The sequence below is a fragment of the Streptomyces sp. NPDC032126 genome (genome assembly GCF_055580085.1).
This window is the reverse complement of record NZ_JBVIMA010000004.1, coordinates 298211-322570: the sequence shown is the minus strand read 5'-3', so window position 1 is coordinate 322570 and position 24360 is coordinate 298211. Positions and strand designations below refer to the sequence as shown.

The 24360-nt window shown below is 70.2% G+C and carries 24 protein-coding genes and 1 tRNA gene; 3 read left to right on the top strand and 22 right to left on the bottom strand.

The annotated features are described in order from the left end of the window. Positions 1-255: 255 nt before the first annotated feature. The 7 genes from rho to ACZ5NW_RS17845 form a co-directional block, all read right to left on the bottom strand. Complete coding sequence (gene rho, locus ACZ5NW_RS17875) at positions 256-2226, bottom strand: transcription termination factor Rho (protein ID WP_468744776.1); 1971 nt, start codon at positions 2224-2226, stop codon at positions 256-258. A gap of 432 nt (positions 2227-2658) precedes the next feature. After that, positions 2659-3588 carry a homoserine kinase gene (thrB, locus tag ACZ5NW_RS17870; protein WP_468744775.1) on the bottom strand — a complete coding sequence of 310 codons (930 nt, stop codon included), beginning with the start codon at positions 3586-3588 and terminating at the stop codon, positions 2659-2661. 308 nt (positions 3589-3896) lie between these two features. Further along, positions 3897-4955 carry a threonine synthase gene (thrC, locus tag ACZ5NW_RS17865; protein ID WP_468744774.1) on the bottom strand — a complete coding sequence of 353 codons (1059 nt, stop codon included), beginning with the start codon at positions 4953-4955 and terminating at the stop codon, positions 3897-3899. A gap of 6 nt (positions 4956-4961) precedes the next feature. Then, on the bottom strand, positions 4962-6254 hold the full coding sequence (locus ACZ5NW_RS17860; RefSeq protein ID WP_468744773.1) for a homoserine dehydrogenase: 1293 nt from the start codon (positions 6252-6254) through the stop codon (positions 4962-4964). Positions 6255-6398: 144 nt separating this feature from the next. Then, positions 6399-7790 carry a diaminopimelate decarboxylase gene (gene lysA / locus ACZ5NW_RS17855; RefSeq protein WP_468744772.1) on the bottom strand — a complete coding sequence of 464 codons (1392 nt, stop codon included), beginning with the start codon at positions 7788-7790 and terminating at the stop codon, positions 6399-6401. A gap of 52 nt (positions 7791-7842) precedes the next feature. After that, complete coding sequence (nrtL, locus tag ACZ5NW_RS17850) at positions 7843-8892, bottom strand: ArgS-related anticodon-binding protein NrtL (protein WP_468744771.1); 1050 nt, start codon at positions 8890-8892, stop codon at positions 7843-7845. A gap of 191 nt (positions 8893-9083) precedes the next feature. After that, complete coding sequence (locus ACZ5NW_RS17845; protein ID WP_468744770.1) at positions 9084-9569, bottom strand: response regulator; 486 nt, start codon at positions 9567-9569, stop codon at positions 9084-9086. Positions 9570-9687: 118 nt separating this feature from the next. On the opposite strand from ACZ5NW_RS17845, the gene ACZ5NW_RS17840 reads away from it, so the two are divergent. Both ACZ5NW_RS17840 and ACZ5NW_RS17835 read left to right on the top strand, forming a co-directional pair. Further along, positions 9688-9759 (top strand) — tRNA-Arg (locus ACZ5NW_RS17840). 379 nt (positions 9760-10138) lie between these two features. After that, the gene (locus ACZ5NW_RS17835; RefSeq protein WP_468744769.1) at positions 10139-10864 is read left to right on the top strand and encodes a hypothetical protein; all 726 of its coding nucleotides are present in this window, start codon (positions 10139-10141) and stop codon (positions 10862-10864) included. 47 nt (positions 10865-10911) lie between these two features. On the opposite strand, the gene ACZ5NW_RS17830 is transcribed toward ACZ5NW_RS17835, so the two are convergent. From ACZ5NW_RS17830 to ACZ5NW_RS17760, 15 genes are all read right to left on the bottom strand, one after another. Next, on the bottom strand, positions 10912-12378 hold the full coding sequence (locus ACZ5NW_RS17830; protein ID WP_468744768.1) for a tyrosine-type recombinase/integrase: 1467 nt from the start codon (positions 12376-12378) through the stop codon (positions 10912-10914). Beyond that, the gene (locus tag ACZ5NW_RS17825; protein ID WP_468744767.1) at positions 12375-12569 is read right to left on the bottom strand and encodes a helix-turn-helix transcriptional regulator; all 195 of its coding nucleotides are present in this window, start codon (positions 12567-12569) and stop codon (positions 12375-12377) included. The genes ACZ5NW_RS17830 and ACZ5NW_RS17825 overlap by 4 nt, the downstream gene beginning before the upstream one ends. Before the next feature lie 181 nt (positions 12570-12750). Then, positions 12751-13995, bottom strand: coding sequence for a DUF3631 domain-containing protein (locus ACZ5NW_RS17820; protein ID WP_468744766.1), 1245 nt, complete (start codon positions 13993-13995; stop codon positions 12751-12753). Beyond that, positions 13992-14414: a hypothetical protein gene (locus ACZ5NW_RS17815; protein WP_468744765.1), complete on the bottom strand. Its 423-nt coding sequence runs from the start codon at positions 14412-14414 to the stop codon at positions 13992-13994. The genes ACZ5NW_RS17820 and ACZ5NW_RS17815 overlap by 4 nt, the downstream gene beginning before the upstream one ends. After that, positions 14411-15325 carry a bifunctional DNA primase/polymerase gene (locus ACZ5NW_RS17810; RefSeq protein WP_468744764.1) on the bottom strand — a complete coding sequence of 305 codons (915 nt, stop codon included), beginning with the start codon at positions 15323-15325 and terminating at the stop codon, positions 14411-14413. The genes ACZ5NW_RS17815 and ACZ5NW_RS17810 overlap by 4 nt, the downstream gene beginning before the upstream one ends. A gap of 88 nt (positions 15326-15413) precedes the next feature. Beyond that, positions 15414-15860 (bottom strand): single-stranded DNA-binding protein, encoded by a 447-nt coding sequence (gene ssb / locus ACZ5NW_RS17805; protein ID WP_468744763.1) that lies wholly within the window; start codon positions 15858-15860, stop codon positions 15414-15416. A gap of 4 nt (positions 15861-15864) precedes the next feature. Then, positions 15865-16035: a hypothetical protein gene (locus tag ACZ5NW_RS17800; protein WP_468744762.1), complete on the bottom strand. Its 171-nt coding sequence runs from the start codon at positions 16033-16035 to the stop codon at positions 15865-15867. Positions 16036-16052: 17 nt separating this feature from the next. After that, complete coding sequence (locus tag ACZ5NW_RS17795) at positions 16053-16358, bottom strand: hypothetical protein (protein WP_468744761.1); 306 nt, start codon at positions 16356-16358, stop codon at positions 16053-16055. Positions 16359-16580: 222 nt separating this feature from the next. Next, entirely contained in the window at positions 16581-18731 is a 2151-nt protein-coding gene (locus tag ACZ5NW_RS17790; protein ID WP_468745096.1) for a hypothetical protein, read from the bottom strand. Positions 18732-18754: 23 nt separating this feature from the next. Continuing rightward, entirely contained in the window at positions 18755-20299 is a 1545-nt protein-coding gene (locus ACZ5NW_RS17785) for a hypothetical protein (protein ID WP_468744760.1), read from the bottom strand. A gap of 92 nt (positions 20300-20391) precedes the next feature. Beyond that, entirely contained in the window at positions 20392-20619 is a 228-nt protein-coding gene (locus tag ACZ5NW_RS17780) for a hypothetical protein (RefSeq protein WP_468744759.1), read from the bottom strand. 198 nt (positions 20620-20817) lie between these two features. Next, complete coding sequence (locus ACZ5NW_RS17775; RefSeq protein ID WP_468744758.1) at positions 20818-21858, bottom strand: hypothetical protein; 1041 nt, start codon at positions 21856-21858, stop codon at positions 20818-20820. Between the two features lie 41 nt (positions 21859-21899). After that, a complete protein-coding gene (locus ACZ5NW_RS17770; RefSeq protein ID WP_468744757.1) occupies positions 21900-22277 on the bottom strand; it encodes an RRQRL motif-containing zinc-binding protein in 378 nt (125 codons plus the stop codon). Continuing rightward, positions 22277-22606 (bottom strand): hypothetical protein, encoded by a 330-nt coding sequence (locus tag ACZ5NW_RS17765; protein WP_468744756.1) that lies wholly within the window; start codon positions 22604-22606, stop codon positions 22277-22279. The genes ACZ5NW_RS17770 and ACZ5NW_RS17765 overlap by 1 nt, the downstream gene beginning before the upstream one ends. After that, entirely contained in the window at positions 22603-22896 is a 294-nt protein-coding gene (locus ACZ5NW_RS17760; protein ID WP_468744755.1) for a hypothetical protein, read from the bottom strand. Before ACZ5NW_RS17760 ends, ACZ5NW_RS17765 begins: the two co-directional genes overlap by 4 nt. Before the next feature lie 704 nt (positions 22897-23600). Between ACZ5NW_RS17760 and ACZ5NW_RS17755 the strand changes: the two genes are divergently transcribed. Then, positions 23601-24359: a helix-turn-helix domain-containing protein gene (locus tag ACZ5NW_RS17755; RefSeq protein WP_468745095.1), complete on the top strand. Its 759-nt coding sequence runs from the start codon at positions 23601-23603 to the stop codon at positions 24357-24359. The last annotated feature ends 1 nt before the right edge of the window (position 24360 follow it).

Below are 24360 nucleotides of genomic sequence, written 5' to 3'. Positions count from 1 at the left end.
GCCGCCCGCCCCCGGACGTGGGTGTACCCACTCAAGTCCCCCCTAGGGATATGAATTTCAGCTCTGGGGATCAAGGTCGAAAAGTTGACCGAAGAGCGAGATCGTACCCCGCCCCCAAACCCAAAGAAGGGCCGCCCCCCTTGGAACGGGGGGCGGCCCTTGCGCTCCAAAGGGGCGCGGGGAACTGCGCGACCAGCCACAGACAACCGGCAGCCGACAGATCACCTCAGCTCATCGGCTCAACCAGCGGAGCGCTCAGTCTCCGTTGCCAGGCGTAGGCGTGGTCTTCTGAATCTGCATCAGGAACTCGACGTTCGACTTCGTCTGCTTCATCTTGTCCAGCAGCAGCTCGATGGCCTGCTGCTGGTCCAGCGCGTGCAGAACGCGCCGCAGCTTCCAGACGATGCCGAGCTCCTCGGCCCCGAGCAGGATCTCCTCCTTACGGGTACCGGACGCGTCCACGTCGACGGCCGGGAAGATCCGCTTGTCGGCGAGCTTCCGGTCGAGCTTGAGCTCCATGTTGCCGGTGCCCTTGAACTCCTCGAAGATCACCTCGTCCATGCGGGACCCGGTGTCCACCAGGGCGGTGGCGAGGATGGTCAGCGAGCCGCCGTCCTCGATGTTGCGGGCCGCACCGAAGAAGCGCTTCGGCGGGTACAGGGCGGTCGAGTCGACACCACCGGACAGGATGCGGCCGGAGGCGGGCGCGGCCAGGTTGTACGCACGGCCCAGACGCGTGATGGAGTCCAGCAGGACAACGACATCGTGGCCCAGCTCGACGAGCCGCTTGGCGCGCTCGATGGCGAGCTCGGCGACCGTGGTGTGGTCCTCGGCCGGACGGTCGAAGGTCGAGGAGATGACCTCGCCCTTGACCGACCGCTGCATGTCGGTGACCTCTTCCGGACGCTCGTCGACCAGGACGACCATCAGGTGGCACTCGGGGTTGTTGTGCGTGATCGCGTTGGCGATCGCCTGCATGATCATGGTCTTGCCGGTCTTCGGCGGGGCCACGATCAGACCGCGCTGGCCCTTACCGATCGGCGACACGAGGTCGATGATCCGGGTGGTGAGGACGCCGGGGTCCGTCTCCAGGCGGAGGCGGTCCTGCGGGTAGAGCGGGGTCAGCTTGTTGAACTCCGGGCGGCCGCGGCCGTGTTCGGGCGCCATGCCGTTGACGGAGTCCAGGCGGACGAGGGCGTTGAACTTCTCGCGCCGCTCGCCTTCCTTGGGCTGGCGGACCGCACCGGTGACGTGGTCGCCCTTGCGCAGGCCGTTCTTGCGGACCTGGGCGAGGGAGACGTACACGTCGTTCGGGCCCGGCAGGTAGCCGGAGGTGCGGATGAACGCGTAGTTGTCGAGGATGTCGAGGATGCCCGCGACGGGGATCAGGACGTCGTCCTCGGCGATCTGCGGCTCGCTGCCGCCGATCTCGTCACGGCCCCGGCGGCCACGGCGGTCGCGGTAGCGGCCGCGACGGCCACGGCGGCCGCCCTCGAAGTCGTCGTCGTCCTGCGGGCCGGCGTTGCGGTCCTGACGGCCGCCGCCCTGCTGCTGCCCCTGCTGCTGGCGCTGACCCTGCTGGTCGTCGCTCTTGCCACGGCGGTCGCGGTCACGGTCGCGGCCGCGCTCACGGCGGTCGCGGCGGCGGCCCTCGGCGTCGCCGTCGGCCTGCGGCTGCTGGCCCGGCGCCTCGGTCTTCGTCTCGGCCTTGGCCTCGGCGGTGATGGTCTCGGTGGCCGTGCCCGCGGGGGCGCCCGCCTCGGCGGTGGCGCGGCGACGGCCGCGACGCTCGGCGGGAGCGTCCGCGCCGGCCGGCTGGCCGGGGATCTCGATCTGCTGCTGGGCCACGGCCTTCTCGGCCGGCGCCTCGGCCGGGGCGGCCTCCGCCTTCTTCTCGGCGGCGTCCTCGCCCGTACGGCTCTTGGAGGTGGCCCGGCGCTTCGGCTTGGTCTCGGTGGCGGCGTCGGCGGCCTTCGCGGCCGGGGCTCCACCTCCGGCCTGCGCCTCCTTGATGACCTCGATCAGCTGGCTCTTGCGCATACGCGCGGTGCCCCTGATACCGAGGCCGGATGCGACCTGCTGCAGCTCGGCCAGCACCATGCCTTCGAGGCCGGTACCGCGGCGCCGCCGGGAGCCGGCACCGGTGGCAGGCGCGGAGGCGTCCGTGGCGGGCGCGGCAGCGGTCTCCTCGACACGTGCGCCCATCAGATCGGTGGTGTCGCTCACGAAGGGTCCTTCCCTGGAGCGGACGTCGGCCTGTCTGGCTCGGCGACCGGTTGTGCTGTCCGGATCCTGTCCTTGCTGTGCGGACGGAGCCGGGGCGGTGGTCCGCCAAAGCGGCGGAAGAGATTTCTGGTGATGGCGCTTCCCCGACGAGCCCTGGCACCCGGTGTCAGTGTCACGTGGCGTGGTCGCACCGATTCCGGAGCGTGCCCTGCGGACCGCTCAGCGTCGATGTACGGCGTACTGCCCAGGTACGACGTACGGAACGCAGTGCGGCTTGGGGAGCTCCCGGAAGAATGTCTGTCCCGGACGGGGACACGAGGCACCTCGCCATGGTGAGGTCGGGTGCAGACTTGAGGTTAACACTACCGGATCCAACAAACATTCCCCCTCTCGAAATCCGGCGACCGTGGCTTTTCCGATGTCGCCGGAGGTTCAGACGTCGCCGGAGGGGGCGAGCGGCAGCACGCTCGCTCCCTGCGGGTCCAGGCTGAGGCGGTTGGCCGCCCAGTCCTGGCCGGCCAGCTTCTCGACCTTGTCGGCCGTGTCGGCGTCGGCCAGCGCCATCACGGTGGGTCCGGCGCCGGAGATCACCGCGGGGATCCCGTCGGCGCGCAGCCGCTCCACCAGCGCGGCGCTCTCCGGCATGGCCGGGGCGCGGTACTCCTGGTGGAGGCGGTCCTCGGTGGCGGGCAGCAGCAGCTCGGGGCGCCTGGTCAGGGCCTCGACGAGCAGGGCGGCACGGCCCGCGTTGGCGGCGGCGTCGACGTGCGGCACGGTGCGCGGCAGCAGGCCGCGCGCGGTCTCGGTGAGGACCGGCTTCCCGGGCACGAAAACCACCGGAACGATGGAATCGGAGGGCTCCAGCCGGATCGCCCGGGCGGCGCCGGACTCCATCCAGGCGATGGTGAAGCCGCCGAGCAGACAGGGCGCCACGTTGTCGGGGTGGCCCTCGATCTCGGTGGCCAGTTCCAGCAGCGCGGCGTCGTCGAGCCTGGACTCGCCGCCTATGGTCACGGCGCGCGCGGCGACGATGCCGGCGCAGATGGCGGCGGAGGAGGAGCCCAGGCCGCGGCCGTGCGGAATGCGGTTGGCGCACACGATCTCCAGCCCGCGCGGCTGGCCGCCGAGGACGTCGAAGGCGGTGCGCAGGGAGCGTACGAGCAGGTGGCTCTCGTCGCGCGGCAGCGTCTCGCTGCCCTCCCCCGCGATGTCGATGTGCAGCCCGGAGTCGGCCACCCGGACGACGACGTCGTCGTAGAGCCCCAGCGCGAGGCCGAGGGCGTCGAAGCCCGGGCCGAGGTTGGCGCTGGTGGCGGGGACGCGCACCCGGACGGCGGCGGCGCGGAACGCTGGACCGGCCATCGCTCGTTGACTCTCCTTGAGCTGCGGAACTGTCGAACTGTCGAATGACATTCGATACGGACATTCGAGACGGGCATTCGATACGTGCGGAAAACCCGGGGCCGCCCCGAGACGGCGCTGTACTGCGGCACATGCGAACGAGGCATATGCGGCGGGCGGGTTCCTTACAGCCTATCGAAGGAAGGTTCTGTGGCGACATAGGGCGCACAGGAGGCGCACGATGCGTGTCGTAAGCCCCCCATGCACCCCTACGGGGGTTACCCCCCGTAGGGCGACGGCCGGCCGGTGTCTCGGACCAGGTCGGTGCCTCAGACCAGGCCGAGGCGCTCGGCCGCGGTGACCGCGTCGACCGGGACGGTGACCGGCTGCGGGGCGCCGGCGACGGCCCAGTCGGGGTCCTTCAGACCGTTGCCGGTGACCGTGCAGACGATGCGCTGGCCGGGGTCGACCTTGCCCTGCTCGGCGGCCTTGAGCAGACCGGCCACGGACGCGGCGGACGCGGGCTCCACGAAGACGCCCTCCTGCGCGGCCAACAGCCGGTAGGCGCGCAGGATCTCACGGTCCGTCACCTCGTCGATGGCACCGCCGGACTCGTCGCGCGCGGCGAGGGCGTACTGCCAGGAGGCGGGGTTGCCGATGCGGATCGCGGTGGCGATGGTCGACGGGTCCTTGACGACCTCGCCCCGCACGATGGGGGCACTGCCGGATGCCTGGAAACCCCACATCCGGGGGGTCCTGGTGGACACGCCGTCCTTGGCGTACTCCTGGTACCCCTTCCAGTACGCGGTGATGTTGCCCGCGTTGCCGACCGGCAGGACATGGATGTCGGGGGCGTCGCCGAGCATGTCCACGATCTCGAAGGCGGCCGTCTTCTGGCCCTCGATACGCACCGGGTTGACCGAATTGACCAGCGCCACCGGGTAGTTGTCGCTCAGGGCGCGGGCCAGCGTGAGGCAGTCGTCGAAGTTGCCGTCGACCTGGAGGATCTTCGCGCCGTGCACGAGGGCCTGGCCCATCTTGCCGAGCGCGATCTTGCCCTGCGGGACGAGCACGGCCGAGACCATGCCCGCGCGCACGGCGTAGGCGGCGGCGGAGGCGGAGGTGTTGCCGGTGGAGGCGCAGATGACGGCCTTCGCCCCCTCCTCCTTGGCCTTGCTGATGGCCATGGTCATGCCGCGGTCCTTGAAGGACCCGGTCGGGTTCGCGCCCTCCACCTTGAGGTGGACCTCGCAGCCCGTGCGCTCGGAGAGCACCTGCGCGGGCACGAGCGGCGTGCCGCCCTCGCGGAGCGTCACGACCGGCGTGGTGTCGGATACCGGCAGCCGGTCCCGGTACTCCTCGATGATTCCGCGCCACTGGTGGGTCATTGCTGGTTACTCTCCTTCAACCCGCATGATGCTGGCGACACCCCGCACGGTGTCGAGCTTGCGCAGTGCCTCGACGGTCCCGTTGAGGGCGGCGTCGGAGGCCCGGTGCGTGACGACGACGAGAGAGGCCTCGCCGTCCTTGCCCTGCTGCCGAACGGTATCGATGGACACCCCGTGCTCGGCGAACACGGTGGCGACCTGGGCGAGAACGCCCGGTTTGTCGGCGACGTCCAGGCTGATGTGGTACCGCGTGACGACATCGCCCATGGGCGAGACGGGCAGCGCGGCGTACGCCGACTCCCCGGGCCCGGTGGTGTTGTCGAGCCGGTTGCGGCAGACCGCGACGAGGTCGCCGAGCACCGCGGAGGCGGTGGGGGAACCGCCGGCGCCGGGGCCGTAGAACATCAGCTGTCCGGCGGCGTCCGACTCGACGAAGACCGCGTTGTACGCCCCGCGCACGGAGGCGAGCGGGTGCGTGAGGGGGATCATCGCGGGGTGCACGCGCGCGGTGACGGACTGGCCGTCCTCGGCCCGCTCGCAGATGGCGAGCAGCTTGATGGTGCAGCCCATCTCCTTGGCGGAGGCGAAGTCGGCCGCGGTCACCTCGGTCATGCCCTCGCGGTAGACGTCGTCGAGGCGCACGCGCGTGTGGAAGGCGATCCCGGCGAGGATGGCGGCCTTGGCGGCGGCGTCGAAGCCCTCGACGTCGGCGGTGGGGTCGGCCTCGGCGTACCCGAGGGCGGTGGCCTCGTCGAGGGCCTCCTGGTAGCCCGCCCCCGTGGAGTCCATCTTGTCGAGGATGAAGTTGGTCGTCCCGTTGACGATGCCCATCACCCGGTTGATCTTGTCGCCGGCGAGGGACTCGCGCAGCGGGCGGATCAGCGGGATGGCGCCGGCGACGGCGGCCTCGTAGTAGAGGTCCTTGCCGTGCTCCTCGGCGGCGGCGTGCAGGGCGGCGCCGTCCTGGGCGAGCAGCGCCTTGTTGGCGGAGACGACGGAGGCACCGTGCTCGAAAGCGGTGGTGATGAGGGTCCGGGCGGGCTCGATGCCCCCGATGACCTCGACCACGACGTCGATGTCGCCGCGTTTGACGAGGGCGGTGGCGTCGGTGGTGACGAGCGCGGGGTCGATGCCCTCCCGCACCCGGGACGGCCGCCGTACGGCGACCCCGGCCAGCTCCACCGGGGCCCCGATCCTCGCGGCGAGGTCGTCGGCGTGCGTCGTCATGATGCGCGCCACCTCTGAGCCGACCACTCCACAGCCCAGCAGCGCCACCTTCAGCGGACGCGTACGCATCATCCGACCTCGTTTCCTCATACCGTCTAGGTTCGACCAGTCTCACTCACCGGACGGGCGTTTCTGTCCTATGTCCGGATCGTGAGACATCTATTTCATTTGTACGGGGGCGGTGGACGGGAGATCTTCCGCCCCGTCCGACGCGGCTTATCCGACGTCGAGACGCAGGAGGTCCTCCTCCGTCTCACGGCGGACGATGACCCGGGACTCGCCGTCGCGCACGGCGACGACGGGCGGCCGGAGCACATGGTTGTAGTTGCTCGCCATGGACCGGCAGTACGCCCCGGTCGCCGGTACGGCGATGAGGTCACCCGGTGCCAGGTCGGCCGGCAGAAACGCGTCCCGTACGACGATGTCGCCGCTCTCGCAGTGCTTTCCGACGACCCGGGCGAGCATGGGCTCGGCGTCGGAGGCGCGGGAGACCAGGGCGACGCTGTACTCGGCGTCGTAGAGGGCCGTCCGGATGTTGTCGGACATGCCGCCGTCGACGGAGACGTACGTCCGCAGCCCGTCGAGGGGCTTGATGGTGCCGACCTCGTAGAGGGTGAAGGCGGTCGGGCCGACGATGGCGCGCCCGGGCTCGACCGAGATGCGCGGCGTCCGCAGCTTGGCGGCCTCGCACTCACGGGTGACGATCTCGGTGAGCGCCTTGGCGATCTCGTGCGGCTCGCGGGGGTCGTCGTCGCTGGTGTACGCGATGCCGAGCCCGCCGCCGAGGTCGATCTCCGGCAGCTCCACGCCGTGCTCGTCACGGATGTCGCGCAGCAGCCCGACGACACGATGGGCGGCGACCTCGAACCCGGACGTGTCGAAGATCTGCGATCCGATGTGGCTGTGGATCCCGATGAGGTCGAGCGAGTCGAGCTGGAGCGCCCGGCGGACCGCCTCCGCCGCCTGCCCGCCGGCCAGCGGGATGCCGAACTTCTGGTCCTCGTGGGCGGTGGCGATGAACTCGTGCGTGTGGGCCTCGACGCCGACGGTGATACGGATCTGGACCTTCTGGACCGTGCCCAGGGACCGGGCGATGTGGGCGACACGGACGATCTCCTGGAAGGAGTCGAGCACGATCCGCCCGACACCGGCCTCGATGGCCCGCTGGATCTCGTCCGTGGACTTGTTGTTGCCGTGGAAGGCGATGCGATCGGCGGGCATGCCGGCGGAGAGCGCGGTGGCGAGCTCACCGCCGGAGCAGACGTCGAGGTTGAGCCCCTCCTCGTCGAGCCAGCGCACGACGGCCCGCGAGAGGAAGGCCTTCCCGGCGTAGAAGACGTCGGCGTCGGCCCCGAACGCCGTACGCCAGGCGCGGGCGCGGGCGCGGAAGTCGGTCTCGTCGAGGATGTAGGCGGGGGTGCCGTGCTGCTCGGCGAGGGTCTTCACGTCGATACCGCCGACGGTGAGCACGCCGTCGGCGTCACGGCCGACGGTCTGCGCCCACACCTTGGCGTCGAGGGCGTTGAGGTCGGTCGGCGGGGCGGCGTAGTGCCCCTCGGGGAGCACGTCGGCGTGACGGGGCCCGGCGGGGTGTGCGGAACGGCTCATGACTTCTGGGCTCTCTGTGGGCTTCTCCGGGCCGGGGTCGTTCGGTGCCGGCTCAGAGGTGATCGGGTGCGTCGATACCGAGCAGGGACAGGCCGCCGGCCAGCACCGCCCCGACGGCTTCGGCGAGCGCGAGCCGGGCACGGTGGGCGGCCGAGGGTTTCTCCGCACCTCGGGGCAGGACGGCGGGGAGGAAGGGGAGGGTGGCGTCGGCGAGGGCGAGGAGGTGGCGGGTGAGGCGGGAGGGGGCGGCGGGGTTCGCGATGAGGGCGGCCGATGCAGCCGGTGCGTCCGCGCCGCGGGGGTGGGTGGCGGCGGAGGCGAGGAGGCGGGGGTGGTCGGCGAGCAGGGTGAGGAGGTGGGCGGCGTCGGTATCGGTGTCGAAGGTGACGTCGGTGAATGGGGGGGTGATCTGGGCGTCGAAGCCGAGGTCGGCGGCGTTGCGGCTGACGGCCCGGATGCGGGCGTGGGCGTAGCGGACGCGGAAGAGGGGGTTGCTCTCGCGCTGGACCAGGTGGTCGGCGGTGATCCGGGGCCGGTCGTGCGGGGCGGGGTGGAGCAGGGCCCAGCGGGCGGCGTCGGGGCCGAGCGGAGCGGGGTCCTCCGGCGCGGGAACGGGCCGTAGATTCGCGGGCTCACCGTGATCGATCTCGACGCGTCCGCCCTGGGTGCCGATGATGCGGGCCAGGGCGTCGGCGAGGACTTCGGCGCGGAGGTCGTAGGGGACGCGCAGCTCGATGACGTGACCGGCGAGGGTGTCGGAGTGCCCGTAGCGGGGCCCTTCCTCAAGGACCCGCCGGACGAGTCCGGCCCCGACGGCCGCCCGATCGAGGCTGATGTTGAGGAACCCGGGCCCGGTGATCTCGACGCCGGTGATGCCGTGGGCGCGGGCGAGATGGGACTGCAGCAGCTCCGCGACCCGGAGGGGAGCCTGTCCGGCGGGCCGGGCGAGCTGCAGGGCGACATTGGTGGCGTAGTCCCCGCACCCCCCGGGCCCGGGCGGCGCGACGGCGACCCGAGCGGGCAGATCCACAGACAGCTCCCCGGCATCGACGGCACACCGAACGGCATGCAGCACGGTACGAGAGAGCTCGACGGGGGTCACGGGACAAGCGTAGGGGAGGAGGGGGGTGGGTATGCGAGCCGGTTTGGGGAGGGTCCGGGATGTGGACGGGGGCGGCCGAGGCTGGGACATCGCCCCGGGGACAGTGATCGTTGCCGAAGAGGGCGACCGTCCGCTGGGCCCGTGACGATCCCCGGAGTCAGTGATCCTTCGATCCTTCGATTCTTCGGCTCTCAGCCGCCGGCCTGCCCGGCCCGCTCCCCTTCCCCCAGGACGGATTGCCCGCGCTGCCGGGGCTTCCGCTCCAGCAAATTGCGTACGAGGCTGACGAGTTGAGCGGGCTCGAAAGGCTTGGCGAGGAAGGCGTCGACGCCGACCTCAAGGCCGGTGTCGATCTCGTACTGGGTGCAGGCACTGACGATGGCGAGAGGAAGATCACGGGTGCGGGGGTCGGCGCGGAGCCGGGCGGCGGTACGCAAGCCGTCGAGCCGGGGCATGACGACGTCGAGGGTGACGAGATCCGGCCGCACGTGATGGACGACGTCCAGGCACTCGGCACCATCGGCCGCGGTCACGACCTCGAGACCCTCCAGCTCAAGGTTGACCCTGATCAGCTGGCGGATGACCTTGTTGTCGTCCACAACAAGCACCCGCCCCGACGCGCCTGGCACAACTCGAGAGTAGGTCGGGACCGGCCACCGCGTCCGGGTTTTCCCCACTTCCACCCCGTGCGGGCGACACCCCTCCCGTCACGCCCCGGAAACCCGTTCATGACCACACCGACAGAGCTGGTAGTGTTCTACCCGTCGCCGCGAGCAACAAGCTCCACACCGACACGCCCCCGTAGCTCAGGGGATAGAGCAACGGCCTCCGGAGCCGTGTGCGCAGGTTCGAATCCTGCCGGGGGCACTCGCCTAGGAACAGCAAGAATCAAGCGCTGACCAGGGCGGATGCCGACAGAAGAGGGCGGGAGTCAGTCTCACTGACTCCCGCCCTCTCTCGTTGTCTCTCACTGTTCGCGACACACCTCCGACACACCGGAGCACGCAGCTGGTGCCTCCCCGCGTCAAGGTTGAAAGCTGGTGGACGCTGAACCAACCAGGACACGCAGGGGCCAAACCCGTAAACCTCTCGCATCGGTCCGATCGCTCTGCCACGATCCCCACAAGGCATCCAACGACGCTGCACGAGGCGAGGATTGCGGATGGGGAAGCGCCCCCTTCTTGACACCCCGGATCAAGTCACTCGATCCGCTTCAGACTTCTACGCGCAGCACCTCATGAACATAATGACGTACGGCATCGGTGAAATGCTACTCAAAGCACACGAAGTCTTCGTCACGACGACAGGGAAAGTTCTCTCAACCGACAGCAGGGAGCCTCGCGAGGTTTTCCCTGAGGCCTTTGAGCAACTCGACCACCTAAAACAACACATCGAGGATACGCGGCCCGCCCGACTGGAAATGGCACTCTCTCGAACCGTCGACAATTTCCTGTCTTACGTCTCCGATATCCTGACGCAAGCGATCATCACCCGGCCAGACCTGCTCAAAACTCAAGAGCAAGTCACTCTTGAAGAGGTCTTGGATCACGCATCGCTAGAAGACTTCGTGCGCTGGGCTGCTGAGAGACGTGTAAACCAGCTTTCCTTCAAGGGGCTGGCCGACATCGCGCAATACATCGAGAAGCGCCTCGGGATGAAGCTCCACTCAACGGATGCGGATTGGAAGTCCCTCAAGGAATCCGTCGCCGCCAGGAACATCATCGTTCATCGCCGCGCGATCGTCGATGAACGCTTCCTGTGGGTCGTGGGGGGAACTTCCGCCAATGTCGGAGAAAAATTCTTGGTACCTCTAGAAATGCTGGCCGAAACAATGAAATGCACCATGCGCATTGTTCGAGACTTCGACATGCGCGTCGCAGTCAAGTTTGATATCCCACTTCTGCAATCTCGCGATCAGGATTGGCACCATAAGCTGCACGGACCGGGCTTCGAAGACGCCCCCGAGCATTGACCTGAGCAGGCCTTGGAGCGAGCCCCGGGAGGACTCGCTCCAACTTTTCACACCGTTCCATCGCCCTCATCTGACAGGGCTCTTTCGATTTTGAGGTTTGCAGCCTCCTCATGTCCGTCGATGCAACCGTGATACCGGCGGTGGATCACCTCCGGAGAGTTGCCGACCCGCCGGGCCACCTCAGCGATCGGCACCCCAGCGTTTAGCCACCGCGTGATGCACGCGTGCCGCAGGTCGTAGGGGCGCCCGGCCAACGGCGAGTCGATGCGCTCCGGCGGGAGGGCGTACGCCCGCGCTTCCTCCCACACCCGCCAATAGGTGGAAGAGCCGACCACTCCCCCGCGCTCGTTGCCGAACACGCGCCCTTCCTTGGCGGTCCCGAACTCCTTCAGGTGGGCCCGGAGGATGGCGACCAGGACCGGTGGGATGGGGACCGGCCGGTCGGTGGACGCCTCGCGCGCCTTCAGGCCCCGGCGGTCGTGGCGCTCCCCAGAGTCGGTCCACTGCTTGCCGGAGACGGGGCGTGTCTCCCGCAGCGTTAGCGTGCCCCAGCCCTTCTCTGGCAAGTAGCAGTCCGATAGCCGCAGCCCGACCGCCTCAGCGGGCCGGAGACCCGCGTAGTACAGGACCGCGTAGAAGGCCACCAGGCGCCGCCCGCGGCAGCGATCCCACGACCCGACGTAGGAGACAGCCGTGAGCAACTGCCGGGCCTGTACGGCGTTCACGAGGACGCGCCGGTCGACCACGTCGTTCGAGCCGACATGCTTCAGGCGGGCGCGGTGGAGCGGGTTCTCCGGGAGCTCACCCGCGACCACCGCGTGTTCGAGGGCGGTGTTCAAGGCCCGGCGGCGCCGCTTGTACGTGTCGCCAGCCGCCGGCGTACCGTCCAGCTTGTAGCTGAGGCGGTACAGCACGTCTTCGAACACCTCGGGGTCGGCCAGGTCACCCAACGGCCGGTCTGCCGTCGTGATCCAGTCGTACGCAGCCTTGAGTGCGTCTGGCGGTTCCTCCCCCGCGTTTGCAGGTACGACTCCCCACCTGAAGGCCAGTCGAAGGGTCTCGTCGTCGGGAACGCCGTCCCCGCGCTTGACCATGGCGAGTGTCACGGCCGCAAGGCCGTCCGCCATGCCCTCACGGGTCTTGGCCGCGCCAGTGCGCCACCGCCCGGCCACGTACTTCCGGCAGAACTCGAACCAGCGCAGGGGAGGTGCAGCCACCGCCGTTTGGGCAGCTTCGGCAGCAGCACGCACCTCGGACTCGGGCAGTCCAGATTCGATCTCGAACGGCTCACCACGCCGGTTCATGGCGTACCACAGCTCATTGCGTCGGCTTTCGGCGAGCGGGTACGTGGTGAACGTGTCGCCGAACCCCTGGCCTGCGACGACCCACCGAAGGCGCCATGGGCGGGACTTGCGGCCGGTCTTGGTGATGCTCCAGAGCTTGACGTCGAAGGTGAAACCCGGCCGGGCCGACCCACGCGGGCGCCCGGCCGGAGTGTCGTTCTCGGTGCTCACGCAGCGTCCTCCCGCTCCGCAAGCCAACGCTCGTACTCGGATCGACGAATGCGGATGTCCCCGTTCGGCAGCTTGATCGAGCGGGGGGCTTTCCCGAGTTGGCGCCACCGGTAGAAGGTCGCCGGCGCGACCTTGAGGTCTGCGAGAACCTCTTTGATGGTCATCTTCTCGTCCCGCACACGGGCGCTCATGCCGCCGTCCTCTCTTCTGTTTTGATCAGCCAGTCAGGGCTCTGCGTCTTCCTGGGAATCCGCAACATCCGCCACGCTGCAACATCGCAGGTCAGCGGCCTGGATCTGTTGCGGATGCCGGTTGTGTTGCGGATAGGTGCCGCCGCACGGGAGTGCGGCGGCACCGTGGGAGCGGGTGCGGTCAGCCGACGATGCGCAGCGGGCGTGTGTCGGCTTCCGCGGACATGTGGCGGCTCTCGTCGGGGGTTTCCGCCACGGATTCACTCGCGTTGAGCTGCGGTGTTGCGGCTGTTGCGGCTGTTGCGGACTTCTCGGGGGGAGGGGGGCAGTAGCGGGCCCAGGCGTCGGCCAGGTCGTCGGCGTAGTAGCCCTTCGGGGTGCCGCTGCCCACCCGGATGCCCCTGGGCCGGATGGGGGTGTTGTCGGGGCGGACGTACTGGCTCAGCAGCTTGGACAGACCGCGGGACGTGAGCGGTTTGCCGTCGTCGTTCAGGTCGGCCCAGGGGGCGTCGTCGAGCCCGTGGAGGACTTCGAGGATGGCGGCGGTGGGCATGCGGTCGGCGCCGCAGAACACCTTGTCGCGCAGGTCGGTCAGCAGACGGACACCGAGGGAGGCTTCGTCGCCTTCCAGGGCGGCCTTGATGAGTTCGACGCACGCCGCGCGGGCGCGCTCGGGCCAGTGGCCCCCTGCCGCGTCGGCCACCGCAAGGAGCGGCTCCCACACATCGGCGGGGCGGTCAGTGACACCGTCGGGCATCTCGGGCCACGCTTGGGCGACCTGGTCGTGCACGGTGGTGGCCCAGTCAGCGAGCCGGTCGCGCAGGGCATGGCCCTGCTTTTCGTGGACGCGCCGGCGGTAGGGCTCGGCTTTCTCGTTGGGCGCCTTCTTGCGCATGCGGATGATGACCGAGCGGGTCAGGATCGTGTCCGGCAGCGAGCCGAGACCGGCCATGGCGACCGCGCAGAACGAGGAGAACCACTCGGTGCTCTGGTTCGAGCCGTCCCCGACGCAGCGCAGTGACTTGGCGCCACGCCGGTAGCCAGAGTTCAGGAACCCTCGGACCTCTTCGTTGCCGCCGGCTTTGGGGCCGAAGACGGTGTCGATCTCGTCGAAGAGCAGAGTCGGTGTTCCTCCGTCGGCTTCCACAAGTCGGAAGAGCGCGTTGGCAGAGGCGTTGACGGTGGTAGCCGCACGCGGGGTCAGGGTCTCCACGATCTCCAGGGCCCGGGACTTGCCCGAGCCCGGTTCAGGGCTCAGGAACGCCAGGCGGGCGGTGCCGTCGAACGCGTCGATCAGGTGGGCGTGGGCGTCCCACAGGGTCACGGCGACGTAGGCCGCTTCGGTCGGGAAGACGTTGAAGCGGCGGTGGAAGGCTTCCACCTCGTCCAGCAGTGCGGCGCCGTCGATGTCGGCGGATGTGGTCATGCGGCGGTCCTCCCTTCGGAGAGCGAAGCCGGGGCCGCAGTGCAGAAGTGCCTGTGGGCGTCGTAGTCGGCGACCAGGTCGGCCACGGCGTCCGGGCCGATGGCGGTGCCGGTCTGGCCGCAGGGGCAGGCGTAGGCGGCGGTTGGGGTGTCGCCGTAGCGCTTGGACCAGCGGGCGCCGTCGTAGTGGTGGCGGTAGACCGGCGGGGCGTAGATGCGGATCCCGGGCCGGTCCGGTGTCGGGTCGTCGGCGTCGTGGTGGTGGTGGACGGGCCAGCGCGGGTCAGAACGAAGGGCTGAACGGACGGCCTGTCGGCCGTCGTCCTTCGTGCCACGGCCGTTGCCGGGGCCGGGCGCAGACAGGCGCGGTTGTCCCAGAGCGGGTGACGTGGGCTTTTCAGTCCGGGGGCGGGGGGTCATGCCGCGTCCCGGGGGCGGGCGGTGCGGATGGACCAGTCAAGGGCGCTGCGGATCGTGGCCCGGCACTCGCCGGCGGACAGCCCGGCCGCCTCACCGGCCGCCTGAAACGCCTCCTCCACCACGTCCCGGGCGATCTCGCCCCAGGCAATGAAGCGTCCCAGTGCGCGGGCGCCCGCCAGCAGCCGGGCGTTCCGGCCTCCCTCTCGCGTAGCCGCGACGGCCGCGGTCTCGCGTTCCAGCGCCACTGTGGCGCGGCGGGTGGCCTGCCCCGGCATGAGGAGCGGGGCAAGCGAGGCAGCAGGGGCGCGCTGGGGTTGGAGTTCGCGCAGAAGCCAGGCGGGGAGATCCGCCACGGGCTCATCGTCGGCGACCTCGTAGCAGCCCTGCGGTGTGGTGCTGCCCGCGGCGACGATGTTGCCGCCCCATGCGCGGGTGTCGACGTGCGGGGCTACGGTCCCGGCGGTGTTGTGCAGGCGGACGCCGGGCGGGGCGGTGAAGTACAGGTGCATGCCGCCGGAGGGCGTCCGCACCGTGTAGGTGGTCGGCCAGGGCTGTCCGGCGCGCTCGCAGAGCGCCAGGAAGTTCGTCGCGCCGTCAGGCGCGTCCGAACTGCCCTTCTTGTTCTGCTCTTTGGGTACGTCCAGGTCGACGACGGCCAGACCGGACGGTCCGGTAGCGATACCGATGTTGAACGCGTCCACCGACCACGCCTCGTAGATGCGGTCGGGGTCGGTGGTGGCGCGCTGTTCCCACTTCAGGTGTCCGTTGGCGCACCCGTCCGTGCGCAGGCAGCGGCGTTCGCCGTGCAGGGCGGAGGCTTTGCCGCCGGGCAGGAGCGGGTGGACGTGCCAGCCGCGGGCGGCGGCGGCCAGTGCTGCGGACAGCAGCGCGTTCGGGGCGTGGTGGGGCATGCTGGAGATCTCCAGTTTCTGTTGGAAGCGACTGGAAGGCCGGGGCGGGCGCGGTTCTTTGGCGAGAGGGCGCCCGCCCCGGGCGGGGCTAGAACGGTGGTTCGTTGCCCGGCTCTGCGGGGTTGCCCGCGGTGTTCCACGGCTCGCCGGTCGGGGCGGCGCCGCCTGTGCGCTTGCCGTCGATCGTGACCGTGGTGAAGCGCAGGGACGCGCCGATCTCGTCGACCTCGACGGCGAGCATCGAGCGGTTCTCGCCCTCCGGGGTCTGCCAGTCGTGCTGGCGGATCCGCCCGGACAGCACCACCCGCGAGCCCTTGGTCAGCGACTCGGTGACGTGTTCGGCCAGGGTGCGCCAGGCGGCGCAGCGGAAGAACGTGGACGTGCCGTCCTTCCACTGGTTCGCCTCGCGGTCGAACGTGCGCGGGGTGGACGCGACGGTGAAGCGCGCCAGGGCCTGGCCCGAGGCGGTGAACTTCAGTTCCGGGTCGGCGGTCAGGTTGCCGATGATGGTGATCGGGGTCTCTCCGAACGACATGTGATCACTCGCTCTCGCGTGTGGTGGGCCGGTGGTTGGCGTTGAAGTACAGGCGGGTTCGCTTGCCGTCGCGGGTGGGGTACTGGCGTGCCGGGCCGGCGTCGAACACAGCGGCCAGGGCCCGGCTGACGCGGTCGGCGTCGTCGGGCTCGCAGATGACGCGGATCTCGAACACGGCTCTCGCTGTTCGGGTCAGCCCTTGGGGCGGGCGAGTTTGAGGGTGATTCCGCCGGCGCCGATGGGTCCGGCGGCTCCGGCGATGACGGTCGCGGTGTGGGCGGCGACGTCCAGCAGCCAGCACAGGGCGGCGACGACGCCCCACGCGCCGACGGTGACCGCACCGGCGACGGCGAACGGGATCAGGACGCGCCGCCAGGGGAAGCCGGCCGCGGTGGTGTCGTGGACGACGATGACGACGGGCTGTCCGGTGGCCTGTGCGCGGCGGTAGGCGTCTGCGGGGATGTGCGGGGCTATTCCGGGCGGTTCGCTGTGGTGCATGTGGTGCTCCCTTCCGGCGGTCGGTGGGCGTGGAAGGCGCCCGCGCGGAGGGTTCCGGCGGGCGCCTGATGGTCACGGTGTGTGGTTGTAGTGGCTACCGGCTAGTGGCTACTGGCAAGCCCAAACATGCTGCTAGGGGCCCCTGGTGGCCAGTAGAGGGCCGTTCTAGTGGCTAGTAGCAAGTTGGCGGTAGCCAGTAGTCGATAGCCGTCTGTGAGCGGTTTAGGCGTGGTCGGGGTGGACGTAGACCGAGTGCGGTCCGTTATCCCGGTAGACCAACTCGCCCCGCGCGGCGGCGGCCTTGAGCGCGTCGCGCACGGCTTGCCGGCTGCGGCCGACTCGGTCGGCGACGGCAGACGGTTTCATGCCGACCGCTCCGGCGTCGGCGATCGCGGCGATGGCGTCCGCGAGCCACTCCGGCCCACCCTCCGGGCCCGCCCCCGGTTCGGGGTCCGGGTCGGTGGGCTGGTCGTTGCGGAGGGCGGACAGGTTCAGCCCGGGGCGTTGCGGCCGGTCCCGCTCGGGGCGGGTGCGGTCGGGTTCTGCGGTGGTGCCGAAGTGTTCGTCGATCTCGCGCATGAACGCATCCGCCAGCCGGTCCACGTCCGATCCGGCCTGGGACGGTGCGGTCGGCTGGTCGCGCAGGGCGCTGAGGTTGAGTCCGCGCCGCGGCTCGCTCTCTGCCTCGCCGGTGGGCAGGGTGGGGGTGGGCCGGGGGTCGTGCATCCAGGCGATCCGGTCGGCGTCCCAGCGCCGCGCGTACGCCTCTCCGGCCGCTTCCGCGGAGACCGGGTCGAGGGCGGGGTGACGTTCAGAAGTGGCGGCGACGATCTCTCGGATCTGACTGGGCAGGATGCGCCAGCACTTGAACAGCGCCGCCGGGGACTCGGGGGTTCCCATGAACCCGGCACCTTTGTACGGGGCCTGATCGACCTTCAGACCGCGAGCGCCGGGGAAGAGCTTGCTCAGGTCCATGCCCTCCTTCTCCCCGCCGGTCAGCGCGACGCGTACCTTGGCTTCGCGGCGGATCATGAGGTTGCCCAGCACGGAGCCGGTGGAGCCGAGCGCGGTGAGCACGGTGCGCACGCCCATGGCGCGCAGCATCCGGATCACTTCCAGGATCTTCGCGGCGAGCTTCTTCAGATCCTTGTCGGTGCTGGTCAGGATCTCCGCGCCCTCGTCGATGACCAGCATGATCTGGGGGATCGACGGCCCGATCGGCAACAGGTCCGTGTCGTGCTGCGCCATGAGTCCCTGGTAGGCGACCTTGCGGCGCCTGCCGATCCGCAGGACCGCGTCCAGCATGACGTGCGCCTCGTCGACCGTGCCCGCAAGCCAGTCGATCCCCGGCCGCAACGGCCGCTCGCCGGGCGCGGGCTGGTGACTGAGGGCGGGCAGCACCCAGGACAGGCCGGCCGACCCGGCGTTCAGGTCGATCACGAACGTCAGCACGTCGGTGGCGCGGGCGAACCCGGCCAGGATGACGTGGACCATGTTCGTCTTGCCTGACCCGGTGGGGCCGACGACCAGCGCGCACTGCTCACGCAGGTAGGTCTGGATCTGCTCCGCGTTCGAGCGGTAGCCCCACGGGATCCCCGTCAGCAGCGACAACGGGCTGTAGTCCGAGGGGTAGGGGGTCTCGGTCTCCAGGGCGTTGACGGTTGCCACGTCGATCAGGGTGCGGCCCTGGTGGACGCCGGGCCCGGCGGTGGCGGTGCAGCCGTGCGGCAGGTGCGCGTCCGCCGACAGGGCCGCCGCGCGGGCGGCGATCTGGTCGTACGTCGTCGCGCCCGGCAGTTCGGCGTCGATGGTGAAGCCGGTCCCGGTGGCCCAGTGCTCGACCGCGAGGACGCGCACCTTCACCCCGCACACGCGCTGGATGCGATCGACCCACTCTTCCGCGATCGCCCGCCGCTCAGCCGAGAGCTCCGCGGCGACGGCGCGCTCTTCGGCGTGCAGGCCCTCCAGTTCGCGAGCTTCCTCGTAGAGGTTCGTCGACCGGGTGGCGGTGCCCATTCCGACGCCGATGACGGCGAGGGAGCCGAGCGCCTGCCAGGTGAGCGGCCCGTGGGTGATGGCCCACGTCGTCCACCCGGCGCCGACCAGCCACGATGCGGCCCGCGCGCCGATCGTGCGCCCCGCGTTGCGCACCCGCAGGCCGGCGATGGTGTGGCCGACGGCTCCGGCCGCGCCGACGGCGAGCGCCCAGCCCGGGGGCATGGACGTTGCAGCGCCGGTGGTGGCGACGGCGAACGCGCCGGTGGTGGCGGACAGGGCGCCGGTCACGGGTCCGTGACCGGCCGCCCAGTCCCACACCGGGCCACCGCCCACCTGAGGGTTCTGCTTAGGCTTGCTGCTGTTGTTGCTGGTCATGGTGGCCTCGGTGGTGGTCATGGCTAGACGTTCCAGCCCTTCTCGGCCTCGGTGCCGTTGCGGGGGTCCTCGTGGCGGGCAATGTCGTGCTCGTGGACCCGTCGGAAAAGCGGCGCGAGGGTCTCGGCGTCGTCGACGGCGTTGAGCAGGAGCTGGTGCAGGTCGTCGAACCCGGTCGCGACGTCCTTCTCGAAGGCGAACTCCTCGTCGGCGCGTTCGGCCAGGATGCGGAAGGTATTGGCGATCGACTGCATGGCCGTGGGCAGGTTGTCGATCATCGCCAGGACTTCCATGTTCCCGTCGGGCGTGTACTCCCGGGCGGCGCTTTCCATCTCCGCCGCGGCCTCTTCGAACTTGAAACCGGACACGTGCATGACCTCCTGTGCTGCGGTGGGAGCGGCCGGGATGAGGTGTGCGGGACGCTCGACGCGGTCCCCGATCTGCTGCGGGTCACCGTCGGCCGCGGCCTCGTCAGCGGTGCGCTGCTCGCGGATCGCCTCGTCCCGGGCGGCGCGCTGTTCGGCGCCGGACTGCACCAGACGCCGGTACAAGCGGCGGCCGGGGTGGATCAGCCACGACCAGCCGAGCTTGCGCCCCAGCGGAGTGGTCAGGCAGCCCAGCACTCCGGCGGCGCCGCCGGCGAGCGCGGCGAGCATGCGGCGGCCGTGGAAGCGGGCTGCGGACTTGAACAGGTTCCGGCGGGCCTTGCGTCGGGCGGGCGCCTTGCGGACCTGAGCCCGTTTGGCATCGACCTGCGCCGCCGTGCTCCGGTCACGCCCGGTACGGGCCTTGTTGACCAGGGCACGGGTACCGGAAGCGGCCTTGCCCCCGGCCCACCCCGCCGCCCGCCGCAACAGCCCCTTCGAGCCCGCCGCCTTGCCCGTGCGGGCCGCGGCGCGGGCGTCACGGCGGGCGTCGGCGACCGCGCGGCGGGCCGCCGTGGTCTGCCGACGCGCGGCGGCACGCGTCGGCGCGTGCGCCTTGCTGTCCCGGCGCAGCGCGCGTACTTCCCCGAGACGGCCCGCACCGGGCCGGCCGTCCGACGAACGTCCGCCGACCCTGGTCTTGGCAGCGTCCCGCGTGACGGCCGGACGTGACGCGTGACGGCCGCCGTGACGCCCCGCACCGCCCCCACCGGAATGGCGCAGGCCAGCCGCATTCTTGCCCCCGCCGGAGACGGTCGCGGCCCCCTTGCGGCCATTCGAAGTACCGCCGCTACTGCGGAGCAGAGAGGCAGTGCGGGGCGACGCCCCGGATTCTGCCTTGCGGCGCCGCGTCGTGCTGCTGCGGCGGGAGCGGACGGCGGCCGCGGTACCCACCACGGCGGCGCCGCCCGCGGCCACCGCCAGCGCGACCGGCCCGCCGCCCACCAGAGCGAGCGTGCTGGCCGCGCCGACAGCGCCGTTCGCGCCGGACAGGGCGAGCGGCAGTACTGGAATTCCGCCCGGCGTGTGCGCCAACTCCCGTGCAGACGCGGCGGAAACGGGGGCCGTCTCGCGCGGCGGGCTGACCGGGGGTGGTGGGGTGGCAGTCGGCGAGGCTACCGGTTCGATGCTGGTCTCGGTCATGCTGAGAACCACTCCTTTGAGGAGAGCAGGGCCCGGGCGCGACGCTTTGGACGGCTTGCGCGTCCGGGCCCTGCGCTGTGAAAACGTGCTGGTCAGAGCCGGTTGGGCTCCAGGGAGTAGAAGAGGACGGTGAAGCCGCTCCACCCCACCTGCCGCGTGACGTGCTCGCGGATCACCTGATAGACCTGCGCCCGGGAGTCCCCGGGCGCGACCTGAACGGTGTTGGAGATGGTGGCCTGATCACCGTTCCTGAGCTGGGCGGTGAGGACGAAGAAGTACTCGATCCGCTCGTCGGCGTTCGCGCGGGCCGAGACAGCCACGGCGTAACTCCTCTGTATTCGGCGGGTTGAGTTCGAGGTGTGAAGCTGCCGGGTCTGCACGCCGGGTCTGCGAGAGCGCCGCTCGCCGGGGCTCACCGGGTCTGCTTCACTGGTGCGGTCGACTGCCTTCCGGCAGTCGCAACGACGGCCAGCCCAATTGCCGTGGGCTGGCCGTCATTGGTGATGCCGGACGATCGGTCAGGCTTCCGATTCCTCATGGGACATCAGCGAGCCCCACGCGCGGCGCACCCGCTGTTCCCCGCCCACGAACCCGCCGTCGCGGAACGCGGTGACGGCCTGACGGTAGGACAGCGGCGGGTCGTCGGAGTAGCGCAGGTGCCGCAGGACGACGACAAGCTGAGCATCGGTCAGCGGCTCACCCGGCACGGGTGCCGGTACGCCCGCCACGGCGGCGATCTCCTCCAGCGTCACGGGCGGCGTCACACCCGTGACGCCCTGCGCGGGACCGGCCTCCAGTACGGGCGTGACCTGCGTGTCTTCACCCGTCACGGCCGTGACGCCTTCACCGCCGGGCCCCTCGGCGACGACGGGCTGCGGAGCTGGCGCGACGCCGTGGGCGGGGGCCGTGACGGGCAGGGCGAACATGCCCGCAAGGGCCGCGTCCGCGCCGGCCGTCATCCGCTCACGCTGGACGTCGACCAGGTGCACCCCCAGCAGAGCGTCACCCGCCCCGACCTTCTGCGCGAGCTTCCACGACTGAAGCTCCGACTTGTTGCGGACCTTCTCCTCGGGATGGTTCGCGGCGCGGGCGCGGTGGTAGGCGAGGCGCTGCATGACAGCGGCGCTGCGGCGCTGCGCCTCGGCATCTACGCCGGTGCTGTAGACGACGATCCGGCGGGCCAACAGCCCCAGCCCCTCCGCGGACACGGACATAGCCATCGGGGTGAAGGCGAACACGACCGCGTCCCGGGCAGACTGCGCGACCGCGGCGCCGGTCAGGGACGCCAGAGCGGGCAGCGTCCACAGACCCACTCGCACGGCCGCCGGGGAGGACTGCCCCAGCATGGTCAGCCCCACCAGCGTCAGCGCCAGAACGAGCGTGGCACCTTCACCAGCCGCGACCACACCCAGCGCGGTGGCCGACCGGTGGAACACGGACGTGATGTTGGAGTAGGTGCCCCAAGCGCCCACGCCGCCGAACGCGACCATGGGCACCGCGGCGGCACTCAGAACGATGATCTGCCCCTTACTCAGGGACCGTTCCAACGGGTGATCCATCACTGTTTCCCTTCCGGGAGTCGGCGCCCGACCAGTGCCGGTCAGGCGGCTTGCTGGTCGTCGGGATAGGCGCACGGCACACAGACCCCGAGCGAGACGGGGATGACGTATCCGGCGTCGTTGCGGCACTGCGGGCAGGTACGGCGAGCCCGCATCGCACACGCCAGCGCTCGGCGCTTCGCCGGCGTCATCGGCCGCACCGGCAGGGCCTTGTCCAGCCGGTACAGGTAGGCGACCAGCGGCCCGCGCCGATGACGTGGCCGCAGGACCTGCGCCGCGACCGGTTGCCCACCCGGGCGCAGGCCACGGGCCCGTAACTGCCGCCTGGTCGCCAACCCCTCCGGCGCACACCGCCACGGATACGTGGGGATGCCGTGCCGGGCGCCGGTCGGATCGAAGCACTTGCCCAGCACCGCCATCAGGCCGGAGCCCCGACCGGCGCCGCAGCGTGCACATCGCCGTAGCCGGTCAACTCCAGCACCGCACCGGCGTAGCCGACGGACGCCTTCAGCACTCGCGTACGGCCGCCGCTCTGCTCGCGGTACACCACGGCGTCGGGCGGGATGCTCAGCGCGTCCCGCCACGCCTCGAAGCCGGCCAGATCGTCGTGGAACCTAAGGCCCAACTGGTTCGGAAAGATGGTCGACACGTCGATCTCCGGCGCGGGCAGGTGCCCGAAGTCCACGGTCAGCAGCCGCAGCACGCGCAGCGGCACGGCCAGGCCCTCCAGCGTCAGCGCCTCGCTCATGCCGCAGCCCCCCGACGTACCGGACGGCGGCGGGCGGGGCGGGCGAGCGGGACGACGTTGAACAGGTCCGGGTGCTCGTCGACCACCCGCGCCGCCAGGCGGACCAGGTCGTCGGGCAGGCTCTGGTACTCGGGGTCGGCGAGGATGTCACGGGCCGCGTCCAGCCGCGCCGCGCGCTCCTCCTCCGACTCACCCTCCTCCCCCAGCCACAACTCAACCGGGGTGCCCAGCGCCAGTTCCGCGAACTCCGCCGGGGTCAGGGCCTCACGGCCGGCAACAATGCACTTCATTGGGCATGCTCCTCTCAAGCGGAAACGGCCCGAAGAACAGCGGCCCGGGGTCCAAACACCAGGGCCGCGGCCGTTGGAGCGGGTGGATCCGGCTCCCCGCGCCCCGCCCGTACGACCACCGCACACCGTGCGGGCCGGACGGGCGAGGGAGGCAACCGGCCGCAGCGCTAGCCGCTGCGACGGCGGGTTGAAGAGGTGGACCGGACTGGTCACGAGCGCGGAATCCGCTCACCAACCGGGATGTCGCACTGGCGCCGCCGGCCGGTCCACCACGGCGGCACCCATCGCTTTCGTTTGACGCACGAGAGGCCTCCAAATCAGCGAAAAGACAGGGATGTTGCTGCAAGGGGGACCGCGTCCCCACCCTCCGGCCGTTGCTCGCGGTCGCCGGGCCACCTCGCCAGTCGGGCCGAAGCCCTGTCCTCTGGCCTTCAGCGGGATTGCAGCGTCCCCGCCTTCTGCGCATGCGGCATGTAGCCGCCCTCCAGCCGAGTTGTTGCGCTCAGCCGTTGCAGTACCTGTTTTACAGGTACTGCATGAGGGTCCGTCAAGTACGTCGACGGAACCTCTTGGTTTCGCGCCGGGACTTCCTGGCGCACATTCAGAATCGCGGCAGGTCAGGGGAGTTGGTCACCCCGCACGTAGACAGCTCGGGGCCATCTGGCTACGGTCAAGAAGTCCAAGAAGTCCCTACGGGGGTGCAGATGTCGAACGAGCGTTTACGGTCCGCCCTCCTCGCCCGTGGCATGACCGTGCAGAGCCTCGCCGAAGAAATCGGCGTCATCCCGAAGACGGTCGAGCGCTGGATCACGCAGGGCAAAGTGCCGTATCGGCGTCACCAGTACGCGACGGCGGCCGTGCTCAAGGTCGACGTGACGGCGCTGTGGGATGACGCCCGCGCTGTCGACAGCGCGACGGATCTGACCAAAGCGGAGATCGTTGCCGTCTACCCGCATCGGCACACGGTGCCTACCGGTCTCTGGCGTGACCTCTACGCGCGAGCGGAGAACAACCTAGACGTTCTCGTCTACTCCGGTCTGTTCTTGTCCGAGGATCCCTTGTTCCACGATCTCCTGAAGAAGAAGGTGGAAGGGACCACGCAGGTACGCATCCTGCTCGGAGACCCCAACTGTGAAGCCGTCCGGCAACGTGGCATTGATGAGGGTCACCGGATCATGGACGGCAAGATCCGGAACGCGTTGGTGAACTACCGTCCCCTCTTCGAGAGTCACCCCGAGATCGGCTTCAGACTCCACGCGACGACGCTCTACAACTCCATATACCGGTCCGATGACGAGATGCTCGTCAACCCGCACGTCTACGGCATCGGCGCCTACATGGCACCCGTCTTCCACCTGCGCCGGATGCCAGGCGGCGGCCTCTTCGACACCTATGCGAATAGCATCGAACAGACCTGGGGAGGCGCCCGCCAGGTCACGGACCGCGACACCACAGGAGCCTGAG

What these genes read in the sequence shown, in the direction of transcription:
- thrB (WP_468744775.1), bottom strand. Translation starts at nt 3,588, where the DNA reads ATGGCCGGTCCAGCGTTCCGCGCCGCCGCCGTCCGGGTGCGCGTCCCC.
- thrC (WP_468744774.1), bottom strand. Translation starts at nt 4,955, where the DNA reads ATGACCCACCAGTGGCGCGGAATCATCGAGGAGTACCGGGACCGGCTG.
- ACZ5NW_RS17860 (WP_468744773.1), bottom strand. Translation starts at nt 6,254, where the DNA reads ATGATGCGTACGCGTCCGCTGAAGGTGGCGCTGCTGGGCTGTGGAGTG.
- lysA (WP_468744772.1), bottom strand. Translation starts at nt 7,790, where the DNA reads ATGAGCCGTTCCGCACACCCCGCCGGGCCCCGTCACGCCGACGTGCTC.
- ACZ5NW_RS17835 (WP_468744769.1), top strand. Translation starts at nt 10,139, where the DNA reads ATGACGTACGGCATCGGTGAAATGCTACTCAAAGCACACGAAGTCTTC.
- ACZ5NW_RS17825 (WP_468744767.1), bottom strand. Translation starts at nt 12,569, where the DNA reads ATGAGCGCCCGTGTGCGGGACGAGAAGATGACCATCAAAGAGGTTCTC.
- ACZ5NW_RS17820 (WP_468744766.1), bottom strand. Translation starts at nt 13,995, where the DNA reads ATGACCACATCCGCCGACATCGACGGCGCCGCACTGCTGGACGAGGTG.
- ACZ5NW_RS17815 (WP_468744765.1), bottom strand. Translation starts at nt 14,414, where the DNA reads ATGACCCCCCGCCCCCGGACTGAAAAGCCCACGTCACCCGCTCTGGGA.
- ACZ5NW_RS17810 (WP_468744764.1), bottom strand. Translation starts at nt 15,325, where the DNA reads ATGCCCCACCACGCCCCGAACGCGCTGCTGTCCGCAGCACTGGCCGCC.
- ssb (WP_468744763.1), bottom strand. Translation starts at nt 15,860, where the DNA reads ATGTCGTTCGGAGAGACCCCGATCACCATCATCGGCAACCTGACCGCC.
- ACZ5NW_RS17795 (WP_468744761.1), bottom strand. Translation starts at nt 16,358, where the DNA reads ATGCACCACAGCGAACCGCCCGGAATAGCCCCGCACATCCCCGCAGAC.
- ACZ5NW_RS17790 (WP_468745096.1), bottom strand. Translation starts at nt 18,731, where the DNA reads ATGACCAGCAACAACAGCAGCAAGCCTAAGCAGAACCCTCAGGTGGGC.
- ACZ5NW_RS17785 (WP_468744760.1), bottom strand. Translation starts at nt 20,299, where the DNA reads ATGACCGAGACCAGCATCGAACCGGTAGCCTCGCCGACTGCCACCCCA.
- ACZ5NW_RS17775 (WP_468744758.1), bottom strand. Translation starts at nt 21,858, where the DNA reads ATGGATCACCCGTTGGAACGGTCCCTGAGTAAGGGGCAGATCATCGTT.
- ACZ5NW_RS17770 (WP_468744757.1), bottom strand. Translation starts at nt 22,277, where the DNA reads ATGGCGGTGCTGGGCAAGTGCTTCGATCCGACCGGCGCCCGGCACGGC.
- ACZ5NW_RS17765 (WP_468744756.1), bottom strand. Translation starts at nt 22,606, where the DNA reads ATGAGCGAGGCGCTGACGCTGGAGGGCCTGGCCGTGCCGCTGCGCGTG.
- ACZ5NW_RS17760 (WP_468744755.1), bottom strand. Translation starts at nt 22,896, where the DNA reads ATGAAGTGCATTGTTGCCGGCCGTGAGGCCCTGACCCCGGCGGAGTTC.
- ACZ5NW_RS17755 (WP_468745095.1), top strand. Translation starts at nt 23,601, where the DNA reads ATGTCGAACGAGCGTTTACGGTCCGCCCTCCTCGCCCGTGGCATGACC.